Source organism: Nonomuraea sp. N2-4H, from assembly GCF_045291505.1.
Taxonomy (GTDB): Bacteria; Actinomycetota; Actinomycetes; order Streptosporangiales; family Streptosporangiaceae; genus Nonomuraea; species Nonomuraea fastidiosa.
The window spans coordinates 5,778,346-5,799,226 of the sequence record NZ_CP147987.1 but is presented as its reverse complement, the minus strand read 5'-3'; the positions used below and the strand labels follow the sequence as shown (position 1 = coordinate 5,799,226).

Annotated in this window: 21 protein-coding genes; 7 read left to right on the top strand and 14 right to left on the bottom strand. The window is 71.2% G+C overall.

What is annotated here, in order from left to right; translation table 11 throughout:
* The first annotated feature begins 167 nt into the window (after positions 1–167).
* Positions 168–524, top strand: coding sequence for a helix-turn-helix transcriptional regulator (locus WBK31_RS26495; RefSeq protein ID WP_364057295.1), 357 nt, complete (start codon positions 168–170; stop codon positions 522–524).
* On the opposite strand, the gene WBK31_RS26490 is transcribed toward WBK31_RS26495, so the two are convergent.
* Together WBK31_RS26490 and WBK31_RS26485 are read right to left on the bottom strand one after the other, a co-directional pair.
* Positions 521–1,300, bottom strand: coding sequence for a DNA-formamidopyrimidine glycosylase family protein (locus WBK31_RS26490; RefSeq protein WP_364057292.1), 780 nt, complete (start codon positions 1,298–1,300; stop codon positions 521–523). The two genes, WBK31_RS26495 and WBK31_RS26490, sit on opposite strands and share 4 nt — an antisense overlap.
* A 671-nt stretch (positions 1,301–1,971) precedes the next feature.
* Positions 1,972–2,421: an Rrf2 family transcriptional regulator gene (locus WBK31_RS26485; RefSeq protein ID WP_364057289.1), complete on the bottom strand. Its 450-nt coding sequence runs from the start codon at positions 2,419–2,421 to the stop codon at positions 1,972–1,974.
* Between the two features lie 183 nt (positions 2,422–2,604).
* Here WBK31_RS26485 and WBK31_RS26480 point away from each other — a divergent pair, with 183 nt between their 5' ends.
* Entirely contained in the window at positions 2,605–3,786 is a 1,182-nt protein-coding gene (locus WBK31_RS26480) for an ROK family transcriptional regulator (RefSeq protein ID WP_364057286.1), read from the top strand.
* 235 nt (positions 3,787–4,021) lie between these two features.
* Here WBK31_RS26480 and WBK31_RS26475 read toward each other — a convergent pair whose 3' ends face one another.
* The 4 genes from WBK31_RS26475 to WBK31_RS26460 form a co-directional block, all read right to left on the bottom strand.
* Positions 4,022–5,488 carry a glycoside hydrolase family 3 protein gene (locus WBK31_RS26475; protein ID WP_406673350.1) on the bottom strand — a complete coding sequence of 489 codons (1,467 nt, stop codon included), beginning with the start codon at positions 5,486–5,488 and terminating at the stop codon, positions 4,022–4,024.
* A gap of 72 nt (positions 5,489–5,560) precedes the next feature.
* Positions 5,561–6,412 (bottom strand): carbohydrate ABC transporter permease, encoded by an 852-nt coding sequence (locus WBK31_RS26470; RefSeq protein WP_364057280.1) that lies wholly within the window; start codon positions 6,410–6,412, stop codon positions 5,561–5,563.
* Positions 6,409–7,419 carry a carbohydrate ABC transporter permease gene (locus WBK31_RS26465; RefSeq protein WP_378787032.1) on the bottom strand — a complete coding sequence of 337 codons (1,011 nt, stop codon included), beginning with the start codon at positions 7,417–7,419 and terminating at the stop codon, positions 6,409–6,411. Before WBK31_RS26465 ends, WBK31_RS26470 begins: the two co-directional genes overlap by 4 nt.
* A gap of 2 nt (positions 7,420–7,421) precedes the next feature.
* Positions 7,422–8,735, bottom strand: coding sequence for an extracellular solute-binding protein (locus WBK31_RS26460; protein ID WP_364057275.1), 1,314 nt, complete (start codon positions 8,733–8,735; stop codon positions 7,422–7,424).
* Between the two features lie 137 nt (positions 8,736–8,872).
* On the opposite strand from WBK31_RS26460, the gene WBK31_RS26455 reads away from it, so the two are divergent.
* The 5 genes from WBK31_RS26455 to WBK31_RS26435 all read left to right on the top strand — a co-directional run bounded on the left by WBK31_RS26455 (position 8,873) and on the right by WBK31_RS26435 (position 11,843).
* The gene (locus WBK31_RS26455) at positions 8,873–10,021 is read left to right on the top strand and encodes an ROK family protein (protein WP_406673349.1); all 1,149 of its coding nucleotides are present in this window, start codon (positions 8,873–8,875) and stop codon (positions 10,019–10,021) included.
* A gap of 12 nt (positions 10,022–10,033) precedes the next feature.
* A complete protein-coding gene (locus tag WBK31_RS26450; protein WP_364057269.1) occupies positions 10,034–10,684 on the top strand; it encodes a M15 family metallopeptidase in 651 nt (216 codons plus the stop codon).
* Positions 10,685–10,757: 73 nt separating this feature from the next.
* Positions 10,758–11,462, top strand: coding sequence for a glutamate-cysteine ligase family protein (locus WBK31_RS26445; protein ID WP_406673348.1), 705 nt, complete (start codon positions 10,758–10,760; stop codon positions 11,460–11,462).
* On the top strand, positions 11,438–11,707 hold the full coding sequence (locus WBK31_RS26440; protein WP_406673347.1) for a hypothetical protein: 270 nt from the start codon (positions 11,438–11,440) through the stop codon (positions 11,705–11,707). Before WBK31_RS26445 ends, WBK31_RS26440 begins: the two co-directional genes overlap by 25 nt.
* Positions 11,655–11,843, top strand: a complete 189-nt coding sequence (locus WBK31_RS26435; protein ID WP_406673346.1) for a hypothetical protein — start codon at positions 11,655–11,657, stop codon at positions 11,841–11,843. Before WBK31_RS26440 ends, WBK31_RS26435 begins: the two co-directional genes overlap by 53 nt.
* A gap of 4 nt (positions 11,844–11,847) precedes the next feature.
* Here WBK31_RS26435 and WBK31_RS26430 read toward each other — a convergent pair whose 3' ends face one another.
* The 8 genes from WBK31_RS26430 to WBK31_RS26395 form a co-directional block, all read right to left on the bottom strand.
* Positions 11,848–12,594: a sulfite exporter TauE/SafE family protein gene (locus tag WBK31_RS26430; protein ID WP_364057263.1), complete on the bottom strand. Its 747-nt coding sequence runs from the start codon at positions 12,592–12,594 to the stop codon at positions 11,848–11,850.
* Positions 12,591–14,345: a gamma-glutamyltransferase family protein gene (locus WBK31_RS26425; protein ID WP_364057567.1), complete on the bottom strand. Its 1,755-nt coding sequence runs from the start codon at positions 14,343–14,345 to the stop codon at positions 12,591–12,593. The genes WBK31_RS26430 and WBK31_RS26425 overlap by 4 nt, the downstream gene beginning before the upstream one ends.
* Positions 14,346–14,398: 53 nt before the next feature.
* The gene (locus WBK31_RS26420; protein ID WP_364057260.1) at positions 14,399–15,367 is read right to left on the bottom strand and encodes an oligopeptide/dipeptide ABC transporter ATP-binding protein; all 969 of its coding nucleotides are present in this window, start codon (positions 15,365–15,367) and stop codon (positions 14,399–14,401) included.
* Positions 15,364–16,329, bottom strand: coding sequence for an ABC transporter ATP-binding protein (locus tag WBK31_RS26415; RefSeq protein ID WP_364057257.1), 966 nt, complete (start codon positions 16,327–16,329; stop codon positions 15,364–15,366). The genes WBK31_RS26420 and WBK31_RS26415 overlap by 4 nt, the downstream gene beginning before the upstream one ends.
* The gene (locus WBK31_RS26410; protein WP_364057255.1) at positions 16,326–17,171 is read right to left on the bottom strand and encodes an ABC transporter permease; all 846 of its coding nucleotides are present in this window, start codon (positions 17,169–17,171) and stop codon (positions 16,326–16,328) included. The genes WBK31_RS26415 and WBK31_RS26410 overlap by 4 nt, the downstream gene beginning before the upstream one ends.
* Positions 17,164–18,123 carry an ABC transporter permease gene (locus WBK31_RS26405; RefSeq protein ID WP_364057253.1) on the bottom strand — a complete coding sequence of 320 codons (960 nt, stop codon included), beginning with the start codon at positions 18,121–18,123 and terminating at the stop codon, positions 17,164–17,166. Before WBK31_RS26405 ends, WBK31_RS26410 begins: the two co-directional genes overlap by 8 nt.
* Positions 18,123–19,742 carry an ABC transporter substrate-binding protein gene (locus tag WBK31_RS26400; protein ID WP_364057251.1) on the bottom strand — a complete coding sequence of 540 codons (1,620 nt, stop codon included), beginning with the start codon at positions 19,740–19,742 and terminating at the stop codon, positions 18,123–18,125. The genes WBK31_RS26405 and WBK31_RS26400 overlap by 1 nt, the downstream gene beginning before the upstream one ends.
* Positions 19,743–19,832: 90 nt before the next feature.
* Positions 19,833–20,528: a GntR family transcriptional regulator gene (locus tag WBK31_RS26395; RefSeq protein ID WP_364057248.1), complete on the bottom strand. Its 696-nt coding sequence runs from the start codon at positions 20,526–20,528 to the stop codon at positions 19,833–19,835.
* Between the last annotated feature and the right edge of the window lie 353 nt (positions 20,529–20,881).

Below are 20,881 nucleotides of genomic sequence, written 5' to 3'. Positions count from 1 at the left end.
CAGGCGGGCCTGATGAGTCGCGCAACGAGCCACGAGCGGCGGTTCAGGGCCGGCGACGCCCCATGATGACGGCGAGGAGTATGTACGAAGCTAAGAAGACCGATGTGCGGCACGATCCGATCGCGCGGGGCGTGGTGAAGTCATCCGCGCCGGGGAGGGAGCGACAGATGATTCTGCTGCGTCAGCTGCTCGGCGACGTGCTGAGGCGGTTGCGGGTCCGGCAGGGACGCACGCTACGCGAGGTGTCCACGCTGGCCCGGGTTTCGCTCGGCTACCTCTCCGAGGTGGAGCGCGGCCAGAAGGAAGCCTCGTCCGAGCTGCTCGCGTCCATTTGCGGCGCGCTCGGCGTGCCCCTTTCGCAGGTGCTGCGTGAGGTCTCCGACCAGTTCGCGCTGGCGGAGCTGCAGGCTGCCCCTGTGCTGGCCGACGTGCCCGAGCACGAGCGCCTGGCCCTTTCCGAGTCGGTTCCGGGGTCGATATCCGACTCCGTGTTCCCCGAGGTCAAGGACATGGTGGCTGCCTAGCGAGGCTGGCAGCTCGCACACCACAGGATCAGCCGTTCCTGTGGCTGCGCCCCCATCTCCCCACGGCTGATGCGGGTGCCGCATCGGCGACATGGCCTGCCGGCTCTGCCGTAGACCCAGGTCGCGTTCGCTGGGCGGCGATCCCCTGTGGTCACCGTGCCCGCATGCCCCTTGTTCGCTTCCAGCAGCCGCTGGGCGAGTGACACGACCCCTTCGAGATCCTCGATCTCCCCGACCTTCTTCCACGGCCAGATCCCGCGCAGGAAAAGGGTCTCGGCGCGATAGATCGTGCCGATCCCGGCCAGGTTGCGCTGATCGAGCAGCGCCTCCCCGATGGTCCTGCCGGGCTCCGCTCGCAACCTCCGCACGGCCTCGTCCATGTCCCAGTCAGGGCCGAGCAGATCCGGCCCCAGATGGCCTACGAGCCGCCCCTCGTCGGCCGTCCTGACGAGATCGACCATCCCCAGCTTCAGGCCGACCGCCTGCCACCGCTCGTTGGCCAGGATCAGCCGCACCTGGTCGCCGGGCCTGGTGGGGCGGCCGGCCGGCATGACCCGCCAGCTGCCGTCCATGCGCAGATGCGTGTGCACCGTCAGGTCGCCCTCGACCCGGGTGAGCAGGTGCTTGCCGCGCGACAGCGTGGTGATGACCGCGCGTCCCGACAGGTCGGCGGTGGCGTACCGGGGGACGCGGAAGTCCGAACGGACCAGCACACGGCCGTCGAGCGCGCCCCTCAGGCGCGCGGCCGTGCGGTAGACGGCGTCTCCTTCGGGCACGCCCCCAGTCTAGGAATCGCCCGCGCCTGCGTGCGCCGCCGGGTACTCTCCGTGACGATTCCGGCGGATCATCGCTTTCCGTGATCGTGCTCGTCGTAATGACGCTCTCGACTTCGCCTTGACGAAGGGTTTGAGCAGGGCATGCCGGAGATCACGGATTCACCTGCGGGGGATCCGACATGAGGTCACGGGCCGCCGCTTGGCCGGGCGGCCGGCGCCATACGTGTTCCTGGGGCGCTCGGAGAGCGGGGAGGCACCGGCTTGACGGCCGGGACCATCGCCGCGCTCGTCGCGGTGCACCAGGCCGGGCCGGCGTGCGTAGGAGCCGCCAGGACGCCGCTTCTCGTGGGCGGCGACCATGAGGAGCCGCGCCGCTCGGGGCGGTCTTCGCCACCACGTTCCCGGGACGGTCGCGGGACATCTGCTTCTGGGACGAGCGGACCGGCGCCAGGAAGGGCGAGGCCCGGCGGCCGGACGGCGCCGCCTTCCACGGCCGGCTGGACGAGCGCCACCTGATTGCCACCGTACCCGAGGGCGGCCGGGCCCGCATCGTCGTGACGGACGCCACGGGAAAGCCCGTCAGAACGCTTCTGAGCGCCTCCAGGGACGAGCTGGACGGGGTCGCCCTATGGCTTCTTCAGGAAGTGACGCCGGGCGCGGGAGAGCGGCGCTCAGTCCCACGCGGCGGGGTCGGCGGCGAGCTGGCGGACGCGCTCGGGCAGGGCACCCGTGGCCACGTGTTCGAGCGTGACCTCCTCGAGGATGGCACGCTCGGTCGCCCGCAGCGCGATCCACACCTGCTGCAGGGACTCGGCGGGCCCGCGGTAGCCGACGTGCTCGGGACGCTCGCCGCGCACGTTGGCCAGCGGGCCGTCCACGGCGCGGATGACGTCGGCCAGCGAGATCTCGCCCGCCGGACGCGCCAGCACGTAGCCGCCCTCGGGGCCGCGCTGGCCGCGGACGAGCCCGGCGCGGCGCATCTGCAGCAGGATGTTCTCAAGGTATTTGGGCGGCATGTCCTGCTCCTTGGCGAGCTCGCCCACAGTGGTCGGGCCTGCACCGGCGGCGGCCAGTTCGGCGGCGGCACGGAGGGCGTAGTCGACACGAGCGGAAAGGCGCATGTTCTCGATTATCCCTCCTGGTCAAGACTGGTTAGGCGCAAGGACGTCAGATCGGGCGGGAATCCGTGATCCGCGGCCATACCAGGCCACGCGTCACCTGCGGCGGCGGGCGGGGTGTCGAGCGCTAAACTTCCAACAACCTTTCCGATAACAGCCCTTCGAGTTGCGACGGCGGGATTCAGCGTGGAGCGACGCCCTGGTGTGCCCAGACTGCTCAGGGAGATCAACGACCGGGCCGCTCTGGAGCTGCTGCTGGAGACCGGGCCCATGACACGCGGCCAGATCGGCGATCTGACCGGGCTGTCCAAGGTGACGGCCTCGCAGACGCTGGCGCGGCTGGAGGAACGCGGGCTGGTCGAGGTGGTCGGCACGCAGGCGGGCGGCAGGGGGCCCAACGCGGCGCTCTACTCCGTGATCCCCTCCAGCGCGTACGTCGCCGGCCTCGAAGTGGGCCCCGAGCTGATCTCCGCGGCGGTCGCCGACATCCACGGCCGCACCGTCTCCGAGGTCACCGTCGAGCCGGGCGCCGACGACGACCCGGTCTCCGTGGTGCACGACGCCATCGTCAAGGCGTGCCGAGGGGCCAAGCTCAGCCTGTCGAAGCTGCGCGGCGTGGTGATCGGCACGCCGGGCGTGGTCGATCCGCGCAGCGGCGACGTGCGCTTCTCGTTCGACCTGCCCGGCTGGCACGAGGGCATCCACGAGGCGCTGGCGGGCGCCCTGCGGCGCAAGGTGACGATCGAGAACGACGTCAACCTCGCCGCCATCGCCGAGCGCCACGACGGCGCGGCCAAAGGGCTCGACGACTTCGTGCTGCTGTGGGCGAGCCGGGGGCTGGGCCTTGCCATCATGCTCGGCGGGCGGCTGCATCGCGGGCGTTCGGGCAGCGCGGGCGAGATCGGCTACCTGCCGGTGCCCGGCGTGCCGCTGCCCGAGGACATCCGCACCGAGCCTGGGCGGCTGCCCTCGCTGGCGGGCGGCCTGCAGTCGCTGGTCAGCGCGGAGGCGGTGACCGAGCTGGCGCGCGGCTACGGGTTCGCGGCGGGCAGCGCCACCGAGTGCGTCAAGGTCGCGGTGGAGGCGGGTGCCGAGGGTGAGCCGCTGCTCGACGAGATCGCCCACCGGCTGGCCCTGGGCGTCGCCGCGGTGTGCGTGATCCTCGACCCCGGGCTCGTGGTGCTGGCCGGCGAGGTCGGGCACGCCGGAGGCGAGGCGCTGACGTCCCGCGTGGAGGAGGCGGTGGCCCGCATCTGCCCGGTGCGGCCCCAGGTGGTGACCACCACGGTCACCGACGACAACCCGGTGCGGCGCGGCGCGGTCCTGGCCGCGCTCGAAGAGGCCCGCGAAGAGCTCCTGGCCGACTGAAGCCACTGAGCCGCCGAGCCGCTGAGCCGCCGAGCCGCCGAGCCGCTGAGCCGCCGAGCCGCCGAGCCGCTGAGCCGCTGAGCCGCCGAGCCACGCCGCCTCCGCGCAGCCCGCCTCACGGTCGTCAGGCGCGCTCTGACGCCTTTCTGCGGGCCTGCTGAGGCCTGGAGGGCTCCGCCTTCCTGGAACCCCTGCTCGAGGCCGTCCCGCCATCCGCCGGGACGGCCTCAAGCGGTCAGGCGGTGAGCAGCTCGACGGCGGCCTGGGCGTTGGCGCGCGCGGCCCCGTACGTGGCGATGTAGGCGGCGCTGTCCGGCCGCCACACCGGCAGCCCCATCTCGATGACGATCGAGTCGGGCCGGGCGGTCACCAGCGCGCAGACCAGCTCGCGGCTGTCCTCGTGGCGGTGCGCGTCCTTGACCACGATGATGAGCGACCGGTCGGCGGCCTTGGCGAGCAGGGCGGGCGCGTCCGCGGCGGCGGGCTTGACGCGGATGACCTCCGCGTCCGGCAGCCACGGCCCCACGCCCCACGGCACGTCGCCGACGGCGATCGTGGGCGGCGTGTCCACCTCGATCACCAGGGGCTCGACGAGCGGCTCGGCCCGGCCGGTCAGCCGCACGGCGCGGCGGGCCGCGTGCAGGCCGACGACGTCCTGCTCGGCCCTGTTCTGCTCGGCCCTGTTCTCGGCTCGGGCCCCCTCTTCCGAGCCGAACCAGGAGCGCAGGGCGGCGACCCGGGCGGCGGCCTCCTCAAGCCGCTCCGCCGGCAGCCGCCCATCGCCCACGGCGGCGACGATCTCGGCGATGATGGCCTGCACGTCGTCGTACGTGGGCAGCGGCCCCAGGCACAGCAGGTCGGACCCGGCCGCGATGCTGAGCACCGCGCCACCGGCCAGGCCCACGCTGCGGGTGATGGCGTGCATGTCGAGCGCGTCGGTGACGACCACGCCGTCGTAGCCGAGCTCGCCCCGCAGGAGCTCGGTCAGGGCCGCCGGGGACAGCGTGGCGGGCGTGTCGCCGGTCAGCGCCGGCACCGCGACGTGCGCGGTCATCACCGACTTGGCCCCCGCCTCGATGGCCGCGCGGAACGGCGCCAGCTCGCGCTCGCGCAGCACGTCCATGCCGACGTCCACGACGGGAACGGCCAGGTGCGAGTCGACCCGGGTGGCGCCGTGGCCGGGGAAGTGCTTGACGCAGGCGGCCACGCCTACGGACTGCAGGCCCTCGACGGCGGCGACCGTGTGCCGGGAGACCAGCCCCGGCTCGGGGCCGAACGAACGGGTGCCGATGACCGGGTTGTCGGCCTCGCTGTTGACGTCGGCGCTCGGCGCCATGTCGAGGTTGATGCCGCAGGCGGCCAGCTCGGAGCCGATGGCGCGGTAGACGCGCCGGGTCAGCTCCACGTCGTCCACGACTCCCAGGGCGGCGTTGCCGGGGTAGGGGCTGCCGACGTGGTACGCAAGGCGCGTCACGTCGCCGCCCTCCTCGTCCAGCGAGATGACGGGCTCGCCGGCGGACCGCAGGGCGGTGGTGAGGCCGAGCACCTGGCCGGGATCGGCCACGTTGAACCCGAAGAGCGTCACGCCGCCCAGGCCCTGCTCAAGCTCGCGCAGCACCCACGGGGGCGCCGTGGTGCCCTGGAAGGCGACGAGCAGCGTGCCGGCCGCGAGGCGGCGCAGCCCCCGATCACTCTGACTCATGGCTCCTCATCAGTTGGCGGTTGGGTAGATGGGCACGGCGAAGGGCCGTGCCGGACCCCGTACGGTGTCGTGTCAGCCCTTGACGGCCCCGGCGACCAGCCCGGAGACCATGCGGCGCTGCACGAACAGGAAGAAGATGACGACCGGCAGCGTCATGAGGGTCGAGCCGGCCATGATGGCGCCCCAGTCGACGCCCTTCTGCCCGAAGTAGTACTGCAGGGCGACCGGCATCGTGTATCCCTCGGACCCCGACATCAGGTAGAGGGCGAAGACCAGGTCGTTCCACGCGGTGATGAACGAGAAGATGCTGGTGGCCACCAGGCCGGGCGCGACCAGCGGGAAGACCACCCGCCAGAACGCCGTCATGCGTCCGGCGCCGTCGATCCAGGCCGCCTCCTCCAGCGACTTGGGCACGGCGGCGACGAACGTGCGCAGCATCCACACGCCGAACGGCAGCGTCAGCGCGACCTGGGTGACGATGAGGCCGAGGAGCTGATCGCCGAGCCCGACCCGCTTGACCATCATGTACAGCGGGATGAGCAGGCCCTCGGCGGGCAGCATCTGCACGACCAGCAGCGTCACCAGGAACAGGCCGCGGCCCTTGAAGCGGAAGCGGGCGATCGCGGTGGCCGACAGCAGCGCGAAGACCGAGCCGATGAGCACGGTGCCGAGCGCCACGATCGCGCTGTTGCGCATGTAGAGCCAGATGGAGTTGTTCGCGACGCCCTCGGTCAGCACCCGCTCGAAGTGCTCGAAGGTGAAGTGCGTCGGGAACGGGATGAACTCCGTCGTGAAGATCTGGTCGTTCTCCTTGAAGCCGGTGGAGACCATCCAGTAGACGGGGAAGACCGCGTACAGGAAGACCAGGACGCCTGCCGTGTTCAGCAGGACCTTGCCGAGCCTCTTGCGGGCGAGGGGGGTCACATCTCCTCCTGCTTCACGATCTGCCTGACGTACACGACGGTGACGATGAGCAGGATGATCGTCAGCACCACCGAGATGGCCGCGCCGGTGCCCAGCTTCTGCGGAGGACGGAACGCCTCGGCGACCGCGTACATGGACAGGTTGAAGCCGTCACGGTTGGTCGGCCCGTTCATCAGCACGTAGAGCTGGCTGAAGACCTTGAAGTCCCAGATGATCGACAGGACCGTCAGGACCGCGAAGACCGGCCTGAGCATCGGCAGCGTGATCTTCCTGAACGTGTGCCACGGGCCCGAGCCGTCCACCTTGGCGGCCTCGTACAGCTCGTGGGGGATGCCCTTGAGTCCGGCCAGCACCGAGACGGCGATGAACGGGAAGCCGGCCCACACCACGCAGACCACGAGCGCGATGTAGAGGGGGACGGTGTCGTTGAGCCAGGGGGTGCCGGTCCAGCTCGGCTGGCCGTCCGGTGGCGCGGCGAGCCAGTCGGGCAGCAGGTTCAGCGCCCAGTTGACGATGCCGGACTCGGCGTCGAACAGCGAGCGCCAGACGACGCCCTGTGCGACGGGCGGCACCGCCCAGGCGAACATGCAGCCGATGACCACGAACAGCGACATCTTCTTGCCGAGCCGGTGCAGCAGCACGCCGACCGCCGTGCCGACGACGAGCGTCATGCTGACCGCGACGGCCGCGAAGACGACGGTGTTGCGCAGGGCCGACCAGAAGATGTCGTTGCTCAGGATCTTCTCGAAGTTCTCCAGCCCCACCCACTCGGCGGGCCTGCTGCCCCTGATCTGCGCCAGGCCGACCTTCTGGAAGGCCATGATGCCGAGCTGGACCATCGGGTAGAGCAGCAGCCCCGCGATGACCAGCAGGCCGGGGACGAGCAGGAGGTACGGGATGCTCCAGACGGGCAGTCCTGCGGCGCGCGGAGCCCGGTCGCTCTTCTTCCGGCGGCCCGGGGCGGGGGAGGACTCCGTGCCCCGGGCGACCGTCGTCGTGTCGGCCATCGTTACTGGTTCAGGATCTCTTCGAGTTCCTTGTTGGCGTCGGCCAGGGCCGTGGCGGCGTCCTTCTTGCCCTCGATGACGTCGCGCGCCGCGTTCTGCAGCACGGCCTTGGTGGCGTCGGCCTCCGACCAGTTGGGGTCGGCCGGGAACGCCCTGGCGTTGGCGAAGGCCTGGGCGAAGGCGCCCTGCGCGGGGTCCTCCTTCATCTGGGCCAGGGTGTCGGGGTAGACCGGGAGCAGGCCGCCCTCCTTGGCGTAGCGGTCGGCCCAGGTCTTGCTGGTGGCCAGCTTGACGTATTCCTTGGCCAGCTCGGCCTGCTGGGTGCCGCCCCACACCGCGAGGTCGTTGCCGCCGAAGAACGACGGGGCCGGGCCGCCCTTCTTGGACGGCAGCGGGAAGAAGCCGAGCTTGTCGCCCTTCAGCTTGCCCTTGGAGTCCTCCTCGATACCGGGCAGGTCCCAGGCGGCGGTGAGGTACATCGCGACCTTGTCGTTGGCGAAGCGCTTGCGGATGTCCACCGTGTTCAGCGTCAGGTTGGCCTTGCTGGACAGGCCGTCGGTGACGAGGCCGGTGTAGGTGGCGAAGCCCGCGGCGAAGCCGGGCTCGGTGAGCTTGCCGACCCACTTGTCGCCCTCCTTGACGGCGTACTCGCCGCCCTCGGACCAGGCGAACGCGGCCAGCAGGTGGTTGGCGTCGGAGCCGCCGTTGAAGGCGAAGCCGTCCACGCCCTCGCCCTTCTCCTTCTGGATCTTCTTGGCGGCGGCGACGAGCTCGTCCCAGGTCTTCGGGATCTCGATCTTGAGCTCGTCGAACCAGTCCTTGCGGTAGAGCACCGCGCGGGCGCCGGCGCCCCACGGGATGGCGTAGATCTCGCCGTCCACCGTCTCGTAGCCGTAGAGGTTCTGCGGGATCTGGGCCCTGTCGCCCTCGCGGGCGATGTCGGTGACCGGCTCAAGGGCGTCCTGGCTCTGCCACATGGGGACCTGGTCGTTGCCGATCTCGGTCACGTCCGGGCCGGTGCCGGTGGCGGCGGCGGCGAACTTGTCGGCCACCTGCGGCCAGGGGATCCACTCGAGCTTGACGTCCGCGCCGGTCTTAGCCTTGAACTCGGCGTTCAGCTCCTCCATGTACTTCGCCGCCGCGGGGTTGCTGTCGCCGAGGCGCCACACGCTCAACGTCTTGCCCGCGAAGGCGGGGCCCGAGGCGGCGGCGCTGGGTGAGGACGTGGTGGGCTCCTCACTTCCGCCACAGGCGGCCAGGCCCAAAGCCAGCGCGGCCGAGGTGGCCGCCGCGGCTGTGATCTTCGCGATCCTCACAGGGTTCTCCCTTCCCGGGTGCTGGCCAACGGTCCGCACCAGGCTGATCGTCATATGCCGAACGATGGTGCTAAACTAACAAGAAACTTTCTTAAAAGAAACGCTTGTTAGCCGATCGTGACGGAGAGAGGGCGCCGATGGGCCGAGACCCGGGAACACCCCGGTTGCTGCGCCGGCTGAACGACCGCGCGGCACTCGAACTGCTCCTCGGAGAAGGCCCGCTCACCCGTGCCGAGCTCGGCGAGCGGACCGGCCTGTCCAAGGTAACCGCAGGTCAGCTCCTGGCCCGACTGGAAGAGCGGGGGCTGGTCGAGGTGGCGGGTGAGCGGGCGGGCGGCAGGGGACCGCACGCCGCGCTGTACGCCGTCGTCCCGTCCAGCGCGTACGTCGCCGGTCTCGAAGTGCTGCCCGACAGCCTCAGGGTCGGTGTGGCGGACATCACAGGACGCACGGTGATCGAGATCACCCTCGACCCCGCCGACGGGGGCGACCCGGTCAAGGCCGTGCACGCCGCCGTGCGCCGGGCCTGCGACGCGGCCGAGATCGACCTGTCGCGGCTGCGTTCCTTCGTCATCGGCAGCAGGGGCGTGGTCGATCCGGCCACCGGGGACGTGCGCTGGTCGTACGACCTGCCCTCCTGGCACGTCGGCGTGCTGGCCAGCCTGCGCAAGACGCTCGGCGCGTCCGTCACCATCGAAAACGACGTCAACCTCGTCGCGCTCGCCGAGCACCGTTACGGCGCCGCCGTCGGCCACGACGACTTCGTGGTCATCTGGGCCGGCGTCGGCCAGGGCATGGGCGTCATGCTCGGCGGCCGCCTGCACCGGGGCAGCACCGGCGGGGCCGGCGAGATCGGCTGGCTGCCGGTCCCCGGAGAGCCGCTGCCGACCGACGTGTCCGAGCCGCAGTCCGGCTCCTACCAGCGGCTGGTGGGCCACGCCGCGCTACGCGGCCTGGCCGAGGAGCACGGCGTGACCGGCAAAACCGTGCCCGACCTGCTGCGCAACGGAAACGACCCCTTCCTCGACGCGGTCGCGTCCAGGATCGCCGTCGGCGCGGCGGCCGTCAGCGTGGTGCTCGACCCCGGGCTCATCGTGCTCAGCGGCGACGTCGGCAGGGCGGGCGGCGAAAGGCTGGCCGGGAAGGTGCAGGAGGCGGTGGCGCGGCTGTGCCCCACCCCGCCGGCCGTCGTCACCACGCGGGTGGCCGGGAACCCGGTGCTGCGCGGGGCTCTCGTGGCGGCGTTGGAGCAGGCCCGGGAGCAGGTGTTCTCCGACACTGTGTGAGAATCACTGCACATGTGGCAGTCCCCGAACGATGTCGTGCTCATCTCCGACTCCCGCGTGACCTCGATTCCGGTCAAGGAGAGCGGCGAACCCCTGGTCGACGTACGCGGCAGGCTCCGCGTCGACGACCGCCTGGCCGACGACCAGGGCGCCTACGCCCACCTGCGGGCCGGGGTGCTGCAGCGGCTCGAACACGCCGAGAGCCTGCTGCCCGCCGGCTACCACCTGCTCATCGTCGAGGGCTACCGGCCCGTCGCCACCCAGCGCAAGATCTTCGACGACTACCGCGCCACGCTCACCGGCCTGACGCCCGAGGAGTCGTACGTCGCCGCCAGCCGCTACGTCTCCCCGGTCGAGGTCGCCCCGCACACCGCGGGCGCCGCCGTCGACCTCACGCTGTGCTCGCCCGACGGCACCGAGTACGACATGGGCACCCAGGTCAACGACAACCCCGAGCAGAGCGAGGGCGCCTGCTACACCGCCGCGCCCAACATCTCCGACGACGCCCGCGCCCACCGCAAGCTGCTCGGCGCCGCCCTCGAGGCCGCCGGCCTGGTCAACTACCCCACCGAGTGGTGGCACTGGTCGTACGGCGACCGTTACTGGGCGATGACCACCAAGGCCGCCCACGCGCTTTACGGCCCCGTCGAGTTCACGCCCTGACAACCCTGGTTTTCCGGTGGGTGAGGTGGGGGCACACTCCTACGGAGATGTGGACTCCCAGCGAGGTGTGGGCATGATTCCGCTTATCGGGATCGAAGAGGAGTACCTCGTCGTCGATCCCCGCACCCGCCACGTCGCTCCCCGGGCGGCCGAGGTCTTAGCCGCCGCAACGGACGTGCTCGACGTGGTGCAAGAGATCACCCGATTCCAGGTGGAGGCGCGCACGCCGCCGTCCGCCGACCTGAACGAGCTCGGCTGGCGGCTGCGCTCCGCGCGCAAGGAAGTGGCGGGCGCGGCCCGCTCATGCGGCCTCGCGGTCGTCGCCAGCGGCATCCCGGTCCTGGGCAACGTGATGCCACCGCCGCTCACCGACGACGACCGCTACCTTCAGGGCCGCGTCCTTTACCGGGGACTGCAGGACGAGCTCAGCATCTGCGCCCTGCACGTACACGTCGACGTGCCCGATCCCGAGCACGCCGTCTACGTCGGCAACCACCTGCGGCCATGGCTGCCGACGCTCATCGCACTGGCCGCCAACTCGCCGTTCTTCGTGGGCCGCGACACCGGCTACGCATCCTGGCGAGTGATCAGCTGGGGGCGCTGGCCGGTCTCGGGAGCGCCCCGTACTTCCCCTCCTACGGGGCGTACGAAGGCGCACTCGAGGCCCTGGCGAGATCGGGGGCGCTGCTCGACGCCAAGACGGTCTACTGGGACTCCCGGCCGTCGCCCCGGCTGCCGACCGTGGAGATCAGGGTGGCCGACGTACCGCTCGACGTGACCGACAGCCTCACCCTGATCGGGCTCATCCGGGCGCTCGTGGTCACCGCGCTCGGCGCGGTCAGACGGGGCGACCGGGGGCTGCCGGTGCCGGGCGAGGTGCTGCGCGCCGCGTACTGGCGGGCGGCACGCTACGGGCTGCAGGGCGAGATCCTCGACGTGCGCGACGGCACGCTCGTGCCAGGCCGCGGTGATGGCCGGGCGGCTCATCGAGCACGTACGCGCGGCGCTGGCCGAGGCCGGTGACCTGAAGTTCGTCCAGGAGGGCCTCGACCGGCTGCTGCGGACGGGGTCGGGGGCGATGCGGCAGCGCAGGGCGTACGAGCGGGGCAACGATCTGCAGGAAGTGGTGGACGACCTGATCGAGGCCACCGTCGCCTGACCCGTCAGCGCACCGCCAGGGCGATGGCCACGCCCAATCCGAACACGACGACCACGCCGCGCAGCACCGCCGGCGGCATGAGTCTGGCCACGCGGGTGCCGAGGAAGCCGCCCGCGAGGCTGGCCGGCGCGATCACCGCGACCGCCAGCCAGCGTACGGGGCCGAACAGCGAGAACGCGATCACCGAGACCGAGCTGATCACCAGCGACAGCATGGCGCGCACCGCGTTGACCCGGTGCAGGTTGTCGTGCAGGAACATGCCGAGCACGGTCAGCAGCACCACGCCCATGCCGCCGTTGAAGTAGGCGCCGTACAGGCCGCCGACGAACACTCCCGCGTAGACCAGGCGGCTGGTCCTGCCGCCCTCCTCACCGCCGAGATGCTTGCGCAGCCACGGCTGGGCGAGCAGCCCGAGGCTGGCGAAGCCCACCAGCCAGGGCACCAGCGACTCGAACAGCCGGCCCGGCGTGAGCAGCAGCAGCGCGCTGCCGCCGCACGCCCCCAGCACCGCCGTGACCGACAGGACGGCGGCGCGCCGGCGCTGGCCGCGCAGCTCGGCGCGGTAGCCGAGCACGCCGCCCAGATACCCGGGCCAGAGCGCGACCGAGTTGGTCACGGTCGCGGTCAGGCCCGGATAGCCCAGCGCGAGCAGCGCCGGGAAGGACACGAGCGTGCCGCCGCCGGCCAGCGCGTTGACCACGCCGGCCAGCAGGCCCGCCCCTGCCAGGAAGAGCAGGTCGTGAAGCGTCATCGGCCGACGGCGTAGCCCTGTGCGCCACGCGGGTTGGCGGCGGCCTTGAGCAGGTCGCCGTCACGGGCCACGGCACTGAGCCGGCCGAGCGACCACGGGCCCTGCGTCTCGACCTCGTGGCCGCGCCGCCGCAGCTCCGCGATGACGGCCGCATCCAGCCGGTCCTCGACGTGCATCACGCCGGGGCGGGAGCCGCGCGGGAAGAACGAGCTGGGGAAGTGCTCGCTGTGGAACATGGGGGCGTCGATGGCCTCCTGGAGGTTCAGTTTGCCGTGCACGACCGCCAGGAAGAAGTTGAGGCTCCACTGGTCCTGCTGGTCGCCGCCGGGGGTGCCGAACGCCAGCCACGGCTTGCCGTCCCTGAGCGCGAAGGACGGCGACAGCGTCGTACGGGGCCGCGCGCCGGGCCGCAGCGCGGTCGCCACGCCCTCCTGCAGCCAGAACATCTGCGCCCGCGTGCCGAGGCAGAAGCCGAGCTGCGGGATCGTGGGGGAGCTCTGCAGCCAGCCGCCGCTGGGCGTGGCCGAGACCATGTTGCCCCACCGGTCCACCACGTCCACGTGACAGGTGTCGCCCTTGACCGTGCCGTCACGCGCGACCGTCGGCTCGCCCACGCCCTGCGGCCTGCGGGAGCCGGACACGCCGGGCGCGCTGCTGAACGTGCCGGGGTCGGGGAAGACCGGCAGCTTCGGCGTGCGCCCGCCGGGGGAGCCGGGCCGCAGCTCCGTGCTGGCCTGCGCGCCGATCAGCGCCCGCCGCTCGGCGTTGTAGGCGGGGCTCAGCAGGTCGGCCATCGGCACGTCGGTGTCGCCGTACCACGCCTCGCGGTCGGCGAAGGCGAGCTTGGCGGCCTCGATCACGGTGTGCACGTAGTCGGCGCCGAGGAAGTCCATCCCGTCGAGTCCGGCGCCCTCCAGCAGGGCGAGCTGCTGCAGGAACACCGGGCCCTGGCCCCACGGGCCCGTCTTGGCGACGGTGTAGCCGTGGTAGTCGAAGGTCAGCGGCTCCTCCACCGACGCCCGCCAGCCCGCGAGGTCGTCGCCGGTCAGCAGGCCGCCGTGCACCTCGCCCGAGCTGTCGCGCCAGGCCGTCTTGGCGCTGAACTCGGCGATCGCCTCTGCGACGAAGCCCTCGTACCAGGCCTTCCTGGCCGCCTCCAGGCGGCCTTCGCGGGTGCTCGCCGCCGCCTCGGCCTCCGCGATCAGCTTGCGGTACGTGGCCGCGAGCACCGGGTTGGCCAGCTTCGTGCCCGGCGCGGGAACCTTCCCGCCGGGCAGCCAGGTGGCCGCCGAGGTGTGCCAGTCCTCCCTGAACAGGCTCTCGACCGACGAGATCGTGGCCGAGATCCGCTCCAGCACCGGGACGCCGTTCTCGGCGTAGTGGATCGCCGGGGCCAGCACGTCCGCCAGCTCCCACGTGCCCCAGCGCTCCAGCATCAGCATCCAGCCGCCGAACGCGCCGGGCACCGTGGCGGCGAGCAGCCCGGTGCCGGGCACGACGTCCAGGCCCAGCTCGGCGAAGCGCTCGATGGTGGCCGCGGCGGGCGCCACACCCTGCCCGCACACGACCGACACCTTCTGCTCCTCCTCGCTCCACAGCAGGATCGGCACCTCGCCGCCGGGGCCGTTCAGATGCGGCTCGGCGACCTGCAGCACGAACCCGGCGGCCACCGCCGCGTCGAAGGCGTTGCCGCCGCGCTCCAGCACGCTCATGCCGGTGGCGGAGGCCAGCCAGTGCGTGCTGGCGACCATGCCGAAGTCGCCCGACAGCTCGGGCCTGGTGGTGAACAAGTACTTTCTCCTTCTTATCGGGGGGCGGCGGCGTCGGGGACGCGATCCGCCGTTACCAGGTGGCAGGCGGCGGGGTGACCGCTGCCACGTGGGTCGTTCAAGAGGGGTTCGGTGGTGCGGCACTCGTCGTACGCCAGCGGGCAGCGCGTGTGGAAGCGGCAGCCGGCCGGCGGATCGACCGGGCTCGGCACGTCGCCGCCCAGCACGATCCTGCGCCGCTGCCGCTGCTTGACCGGGTCGGCCACCGGCGCCGCCGACAGCAGGGCCTGCGTGTACGGATGCCGCGGCTGTTCGAAGATCTCCTTCGTCGGGCCCGACTCGACGATCTTGCCGAGGTACATGACGGCGATCCGGTCGGCCAGGAACTCCACCACCGACAGGTCATGGGTGATGAACAGGCACGAGAACTTCATGTCCCGCTGCAGGTCGGTGATGAGGTTGAGCACCGACGCCTGCACCGACACATCCAGCGCCGAGACCGGCTCGTCGGCCACGACCAGCTTCGGCTCCAGCACGAGCGCCCTGGCCAGGCCCACCCGCTGCCGCTGACCGCCGGACAGCTCGTGCGGGTAGCGCCTGCGCATCTCCTGCCGCAGGCCGACCTTCTCCAGCATGGCGGCCACCCGCGCCGCCACCTCGCGCCGGTCGCCCACCTTGTGCCGCAGCAGCGGCTCGGCGACGATCTGCTCGATCGTGAAGCGCGGGTTGAGCGAGGAGAACGGGTCCTGGAAGACCATGTGGACGTCCCTGCGCAGCGGCCGCATGGCGCGCCGCGACAGGTGGGTGATGTCCTTGCCGGCCAGCTCGATCGTCCCCGAGGTGGGCTCGGTGAGCCGCAGCACGCACTTGCCGACCGTGGACTTGCCGCTGCCCGACTCGCCGACCAGGCCGAGCACCTCGCCCTCGCCGATCTCCAGCGACAGGCCGTCCACGGCGCGTACGGGGCCGTAGTGCTTGACCAGGTTGTCGATGCGCAGGATCACCGGTCACCTCCCGGGTAATAGCAGGCCGCCAGGTGGCCCTCTCCCTGGCGGGTCAGCGGCGGCCTGGACAGCCGGCAGTCCTCCTGGACGCGCGGGCAGCGGTCGTGGAAGGCGCACTGGTCGGGGTCCGACAGCGGCGAGGGCACCATGCCGGGGATCTCCGCCAGCCTGCCGTTGACCGCCGCCGACGGCAGGGCCTTCATCAGGCCCAGCGTGTACGGGTGCCGCGGATTGGCGAACAGCTCGGTCACCGGGGCCTGCTCGACGGCGCGGCCCGCGTACATGACGATCGCCCTGTCGGCGATGTCGGCCACCACGCCCAGGTCGTGCGTGATGAGGATGATCGCGGTGCCGAGCCGGTCGCGCAGGTCGCGGAAGACGTCGAGCACGCCCGCCTGGATCGTCACGTCGAGCGCCGTGGTGGGCTCGTCGGCGATCAGCACGCGCGGCGAGCAGGCCACCGCGATCGCGATCATCACGCGCTGCCGCATGCCGCCGGAGAGCTGGTGCGGGTACTCCTTCATGCGCCGCTGGGGCGCCGGGATGCCGACCAGTTCCAGCAGCTCGACCGCGCGCGCGGCGGCGGCCTGCCGCGACAGCTTCTCGTGCCGCCGCAGCACCTCGGTGATCTGGTAGCCGACGGTGAACGACGGGTTGAGCGAGGTCATCGGCTCCTGGAAGACGACCGAGACCGTCTTGCCGCGCACCCGGCGCATCTCCGGCTCGGGCAGCGTGGTCAGCTCGCGGCCGTCCAGCTTGATCGAGCCCTTCAGCCGGGTCGTGTCCGGCGGCAGCAGCCGGGGGATCGACATCGCGGTGACCGACTTGCCGCAGCCGGACTCGCCGCACAGCGCCAGGATCTCGCCCTCGTCCAGGGTGAGCGAGATGTCCCTGACCGCCTGGACGAGCCCGTCCTCGGTGGCGAAGTGCACGCTCAGGTCGCTGATCTCCAGCAGGCTCATCGGGCGCTCCTCGGGTCCAGTACGTCACGCAGCCCGTCGCCCAGCAGGTTGAAGCCGAGCGTGGCCAGGGCGATCATCAGGCCGGGCCAGATGGCCAGCCAGGGCGCGTCGCTCAGATACTGCTGCGCGGTCGTCAGCATCACGCCCCACGACGGGGTGGGCGGCTGCACGCCCAGGCCGAGGAACGACAGCGTCGCCTCGCCGATGATCGCGGCCGGGATCGCCACCGTGGCCTGCACGATGAGCGGGCTGAGGCAGTTCGGCAGCACGTAACGGAAGATGATGTGACCGTCTCCGGCGCCGTCGGCGACGGCCGCGGCCACGTAGTCCATCTCCCTGACCGCCAGCACCTCGCCCCGGGTGATCCGGATGACGGCGGGGAGCTGGGAGAAGCCGAGCGCCAGCACCACGCCCTTGAGCGACGGGCCGATGATGGCGGCCAGGCCCACCGCGAACACCAGGAACGGGAAGGCCAGCGTCACGTCCACCAGCCGCATCACGATCGGGTCCAGCCAGCGCCGGTAGAAGCCGGCCACCAGCCCGATCGGGATGCCGACCACCATCGCGAGCAGCGTGGACAGCACGCCCGCCTGCAGCGAGACCTGCGCGCCGTGCGCGATCCTGGCGAACGCGTCGCGGCCCAGGTCGTCGGTGCCCATGAGGTGCTCAGGCGACGGCGGGGCCAGCGTGGCCATGTAGTCCTGCGCGGCCGGGTCGCCGGTCACCAGCGGCCCGATCAGCGCCAGCAGCACGAACGCGACCACCAGCACGAGACCGGCCATCGGCATCGGCCTGCGGCGGAAGCGCCGCCACAGCCGCCTGCGGCGCATCACCTCAGTCATGTCCGCCTCCCGACAGCCGGATCCGCGGGTTGAGGAAGGCGTAGGCGATGTCCACCAGGAGGTTGACCAGCACGTAGCCGACGACCGTGACCAGAACGACCGCCTGGATGACGGGGTAGTTCCTGGTCAGCACCGCGTCCACGGTCAGCTTGCCGAAACCCGGGATGACGAAGATCTGCTCGGTCACCACGGCGCCGCTGATGAGCGCGCCGAGCTGCAGGCCGAGCACGGTCACCACGGTCGTCAGGCTGTTGCGCAGCGCGTGCGCGCCGACGACCTTGGCCTCCGGCAGGCCCTTGGACCGCGCGGTCCTGACGTAGTCGGCCGACAGCGCGCCCAGCATGGCCGAGCGGGTCTGCCGCATCAGGATCGCCGCGAAGCCCGTGCCGAGCACGAGGGCGGGCAGGATCATGCGCTGCAGGTTCTGCACGGGGTCCTCGGTGAAGGGCACGTACCCGGAGGCGGGCAGCACCCGCCAGGTCACCGCGAACAGCAGGATGCCGAGCAGACCGAGCCAGAAGTGCGGCACCGACAACCCGGCCAGGCCGAAGGCCGTGGCCAGGTAGTCGGCGAGCTTGCCGCGCCGTACGGCCGCCACGATGCCCGCACCCACGCCGATCACGATCGCGACCAGCATGGCCAGCACCGACAGCTCCAGCGTGACCGGCAGCCGCTCCAGAAGGATGTCGGCCACCGGCAGCTGGTCCTGCGTCGAACGCCCGAAGTTGCCGCTCAGCGTCTGGCCCAGGTAGTCGAGGTACTGCGCGGGCAGCGGCTTGTCCAGGCCGAACTCGTGCCGGATCGCCTCGATCGCCTCGGGCGACGCCTCCTGGCCCGCCATGACGGTGGCCGGGTCACCGGGCAGCGCCCGTACCCCCAGGAAGATCAGCACGCTCGACACGAACAGCACGATCACGGCAGAACCGCATCGACGGAGGATGAACCACAGCATCAGGCGGCGAACCCGGCGGTGCGGAAGCGCGGCAGGCCGTCCTTGAAGTACTCCACGCCCGCGACGCTCTTGTGCATGCCCAGGTAGTACAGGTTGTGGTACAGGTACACCACGCCCCGCAGCTCGGCGGCCTTCTTCATGGCGGCGCCGTAGAGCTCGGCCCGCTTGGCCGGGTCGGTCTCGGCGGCCGCCTGCTTGATCGGCTCGTCGATGCCCGGGTCGGACATGCCGGCGTAGTTGTTGCTGCCCTGCGTGGTGATCAGGTTCGTCAGGTTGCCGTCCGGGTCCACCCGGCCCGACCAGCCGCTCAGCAGCACGTCGAACTTGCCGGCCTTGCCCTGCTCCAGCACGCTGACGAACTCGGCCGTCTGCACCTTGACGTCGAAGCCGGCCTCCTTGGTCATCGACTGGATGACCTGCGCGAGGCGCTGGTTCACGGCGTCGTTCGGGGTGGCCATGGTGACCGGGATCGGCGTCGGCACGCCGGACGCCTGCACGAGCTGCTTGGCCTTGGCGATGTCACGCTTGGGGCAGGCGGGCAGGTCCTTCGGCCGGTACGGGCTGTCGATCGGCACCGGGTAGCAGTCCACCTCGTGCAGCCCGTTGTAGACGGTCTTGTTGATCGCGTCCCGGTCGAGGGCCAGCTCGAACGCCTCGCGCAGCTGCGGGTGCTTGCCCAGCGGCGTGTCCACCGGGCCCGGCTTCGCGGTCGAGCCCTTGACGTTGCCGATGTTGATCTGGAAGCCGTAGTAGCCCAGGCCGCCGCCGGAGACGACGGTCAGGTTGGGGTCGTCCTGCACGCCCTTGACCGTGTTGGTGGCGAGCTGGTCGGCCACCTGCACGTCGCCGGACTTGAGGTTCGCGGCGCGCACGTTGGGGTCGACGATGATTTTGTATACGAGCTTGTCCAGCTTGACCTTGTCGGCGTCGTAGTAGTCGGCCGACTTCTCCAGCACGATCTGGCTGCCCGAGGTCCTGCTGACGAACTTGAACGGGCCCACGCACACCGGGTTCGCGCCGAAGTTGTCGCCCTCGGAGTCGAGCGCCTTCGGCGACATGATCATGCCGGCGCGGTCGGCGAGCTGCGCGGTCAGCGGCGTGAACGCCTGCGTCAGCGTGAGCTTGATCGTGGCCGGATCGACCACCGTCACCTTCGACACCGCGGCCAGGTCGGCCTGCCGCGCGGACTTCTCCCACGTGCGGTGGCGGTCAAGCGACTTCTTGACGGCGTCGGCGTCGAACGGCGTGCCGTCGTTGAATTTCACGCCTTCACGCAGCTTGATCGTCACTTCCTTGCCGTCGTCCGACAGCTCGGGCGGTGCCGCGGCGAGCTGCGGGACGATCGCGGACGAGGCGTCGATGTCGTAGAGCTTCTCGCACATGCTGGTGAAGACCTCGCGGCCCACCAGCGTGGTCGAGATGCTCGGGTCCAGCGCGTCGGGGTCGGCGTTCAGCGCGATGTTGAGTGTGCCGCCGTCCTTGACCGGCCGGTCGTCGGCCGAGGCGCTGGCTATGGAACTAGGTGCCGCGGGGGTGCTGCTCGTCCCGCTTCCACCACAGGCCGTCAGGGCAAGGGGGAGTGTGACGAGCGCCGCGACGACCTTGGGTGACGGTCGCATGGGGCCTCCGGTTGAACGTTTAGGAGACTGTATACAAGGTCTGACGTTTCAATGGTGTTTCGGGACCCTATGTCGTTATCTGAGCGTTTCCTAATCGTTTGGGGGCTTTGGCTGGCGATCGTGGCCCGGCTTGCGGCCCGCCGCCGCCAGGAACGACCGCCGCGCCGCCGCCACGTGGGCGACCGCGCGCGCCTGCGCCTCGTCCTCGTCGCCCGCCTCGATGGCCTCGCACAGGCTCAGGTGCTCCTGCCATGAGTGCGGGCCGCGCACGGCGGCCGTCTGGCTGAAGACCCACTGCGCACGCTGCAGCATCGGCGTCATCATCAGCGCCAGGTACGAGTTGCCCGCCGCCTCGCCGACCGCCAGGTGGAAGGCGGTGTTCAGGTCGGCCACCTGCTCCAGGCGGCCGCTCTCCACCGCCTCTTTGGCCTGGTCGAGCACCTGGCGCAGCCGGGCGACCGCCTCGGGGGTGCGCTTGCGCGCGGCCAGCCGCGCGGCCAGGCCCTCGATCGCCATGCGTACGTCGAAGAGCTCCTCGCCCTCCTCGGCCGACAGGCGCGCGACCGTGGCGCCGAGCCGGGGGACGACCTCGATGAACCCCTCGGCGGCCAGGACTCTGATGGACTCGCGTACGGGGTTGCGCGAGACGCCGAGCGCGGCGGCCAGCCGGTCCTCGACCAGTCGCTCACCCTGAGCCAGCTCGCCGGAGAGAATGCGGCGGCGAAGCTCTCCGGTGACCTTGTCGCGCAAGGTCCGGTGGGCCGCGCCCAGCGTCAGATCAGTCATAGGGGAACTTATCGTATACAACGGACAGATTCGCTTGACCCGGTCTTGATGGCGCGCTGCCGCCAGGGCGCCGTGCGGCGCCGCCGCGCCGCGGCTGTGGCAGCCCGGCCGGCTGAGTGCCGGACGGTGCGCCCGCCGGTCGGGTGCCGGACGACGCGCCTGCCGTGCCGGATGGCGCGCCTGCCGGTCGGGTGCCGGACGATGCGCCCGCAGGTCGGTGCCGGACGACGCGCCTGCCGGTCGGTGCCGGATGGCGCGCCTGCGATCGGCGAGCTCGCCGCTCGCCGCTCAGCGCTCTGCGCGCCTGCCGCTCGGCGCTTCAAGCCCGAAGTCACGCAAAGCCCATCATCTAC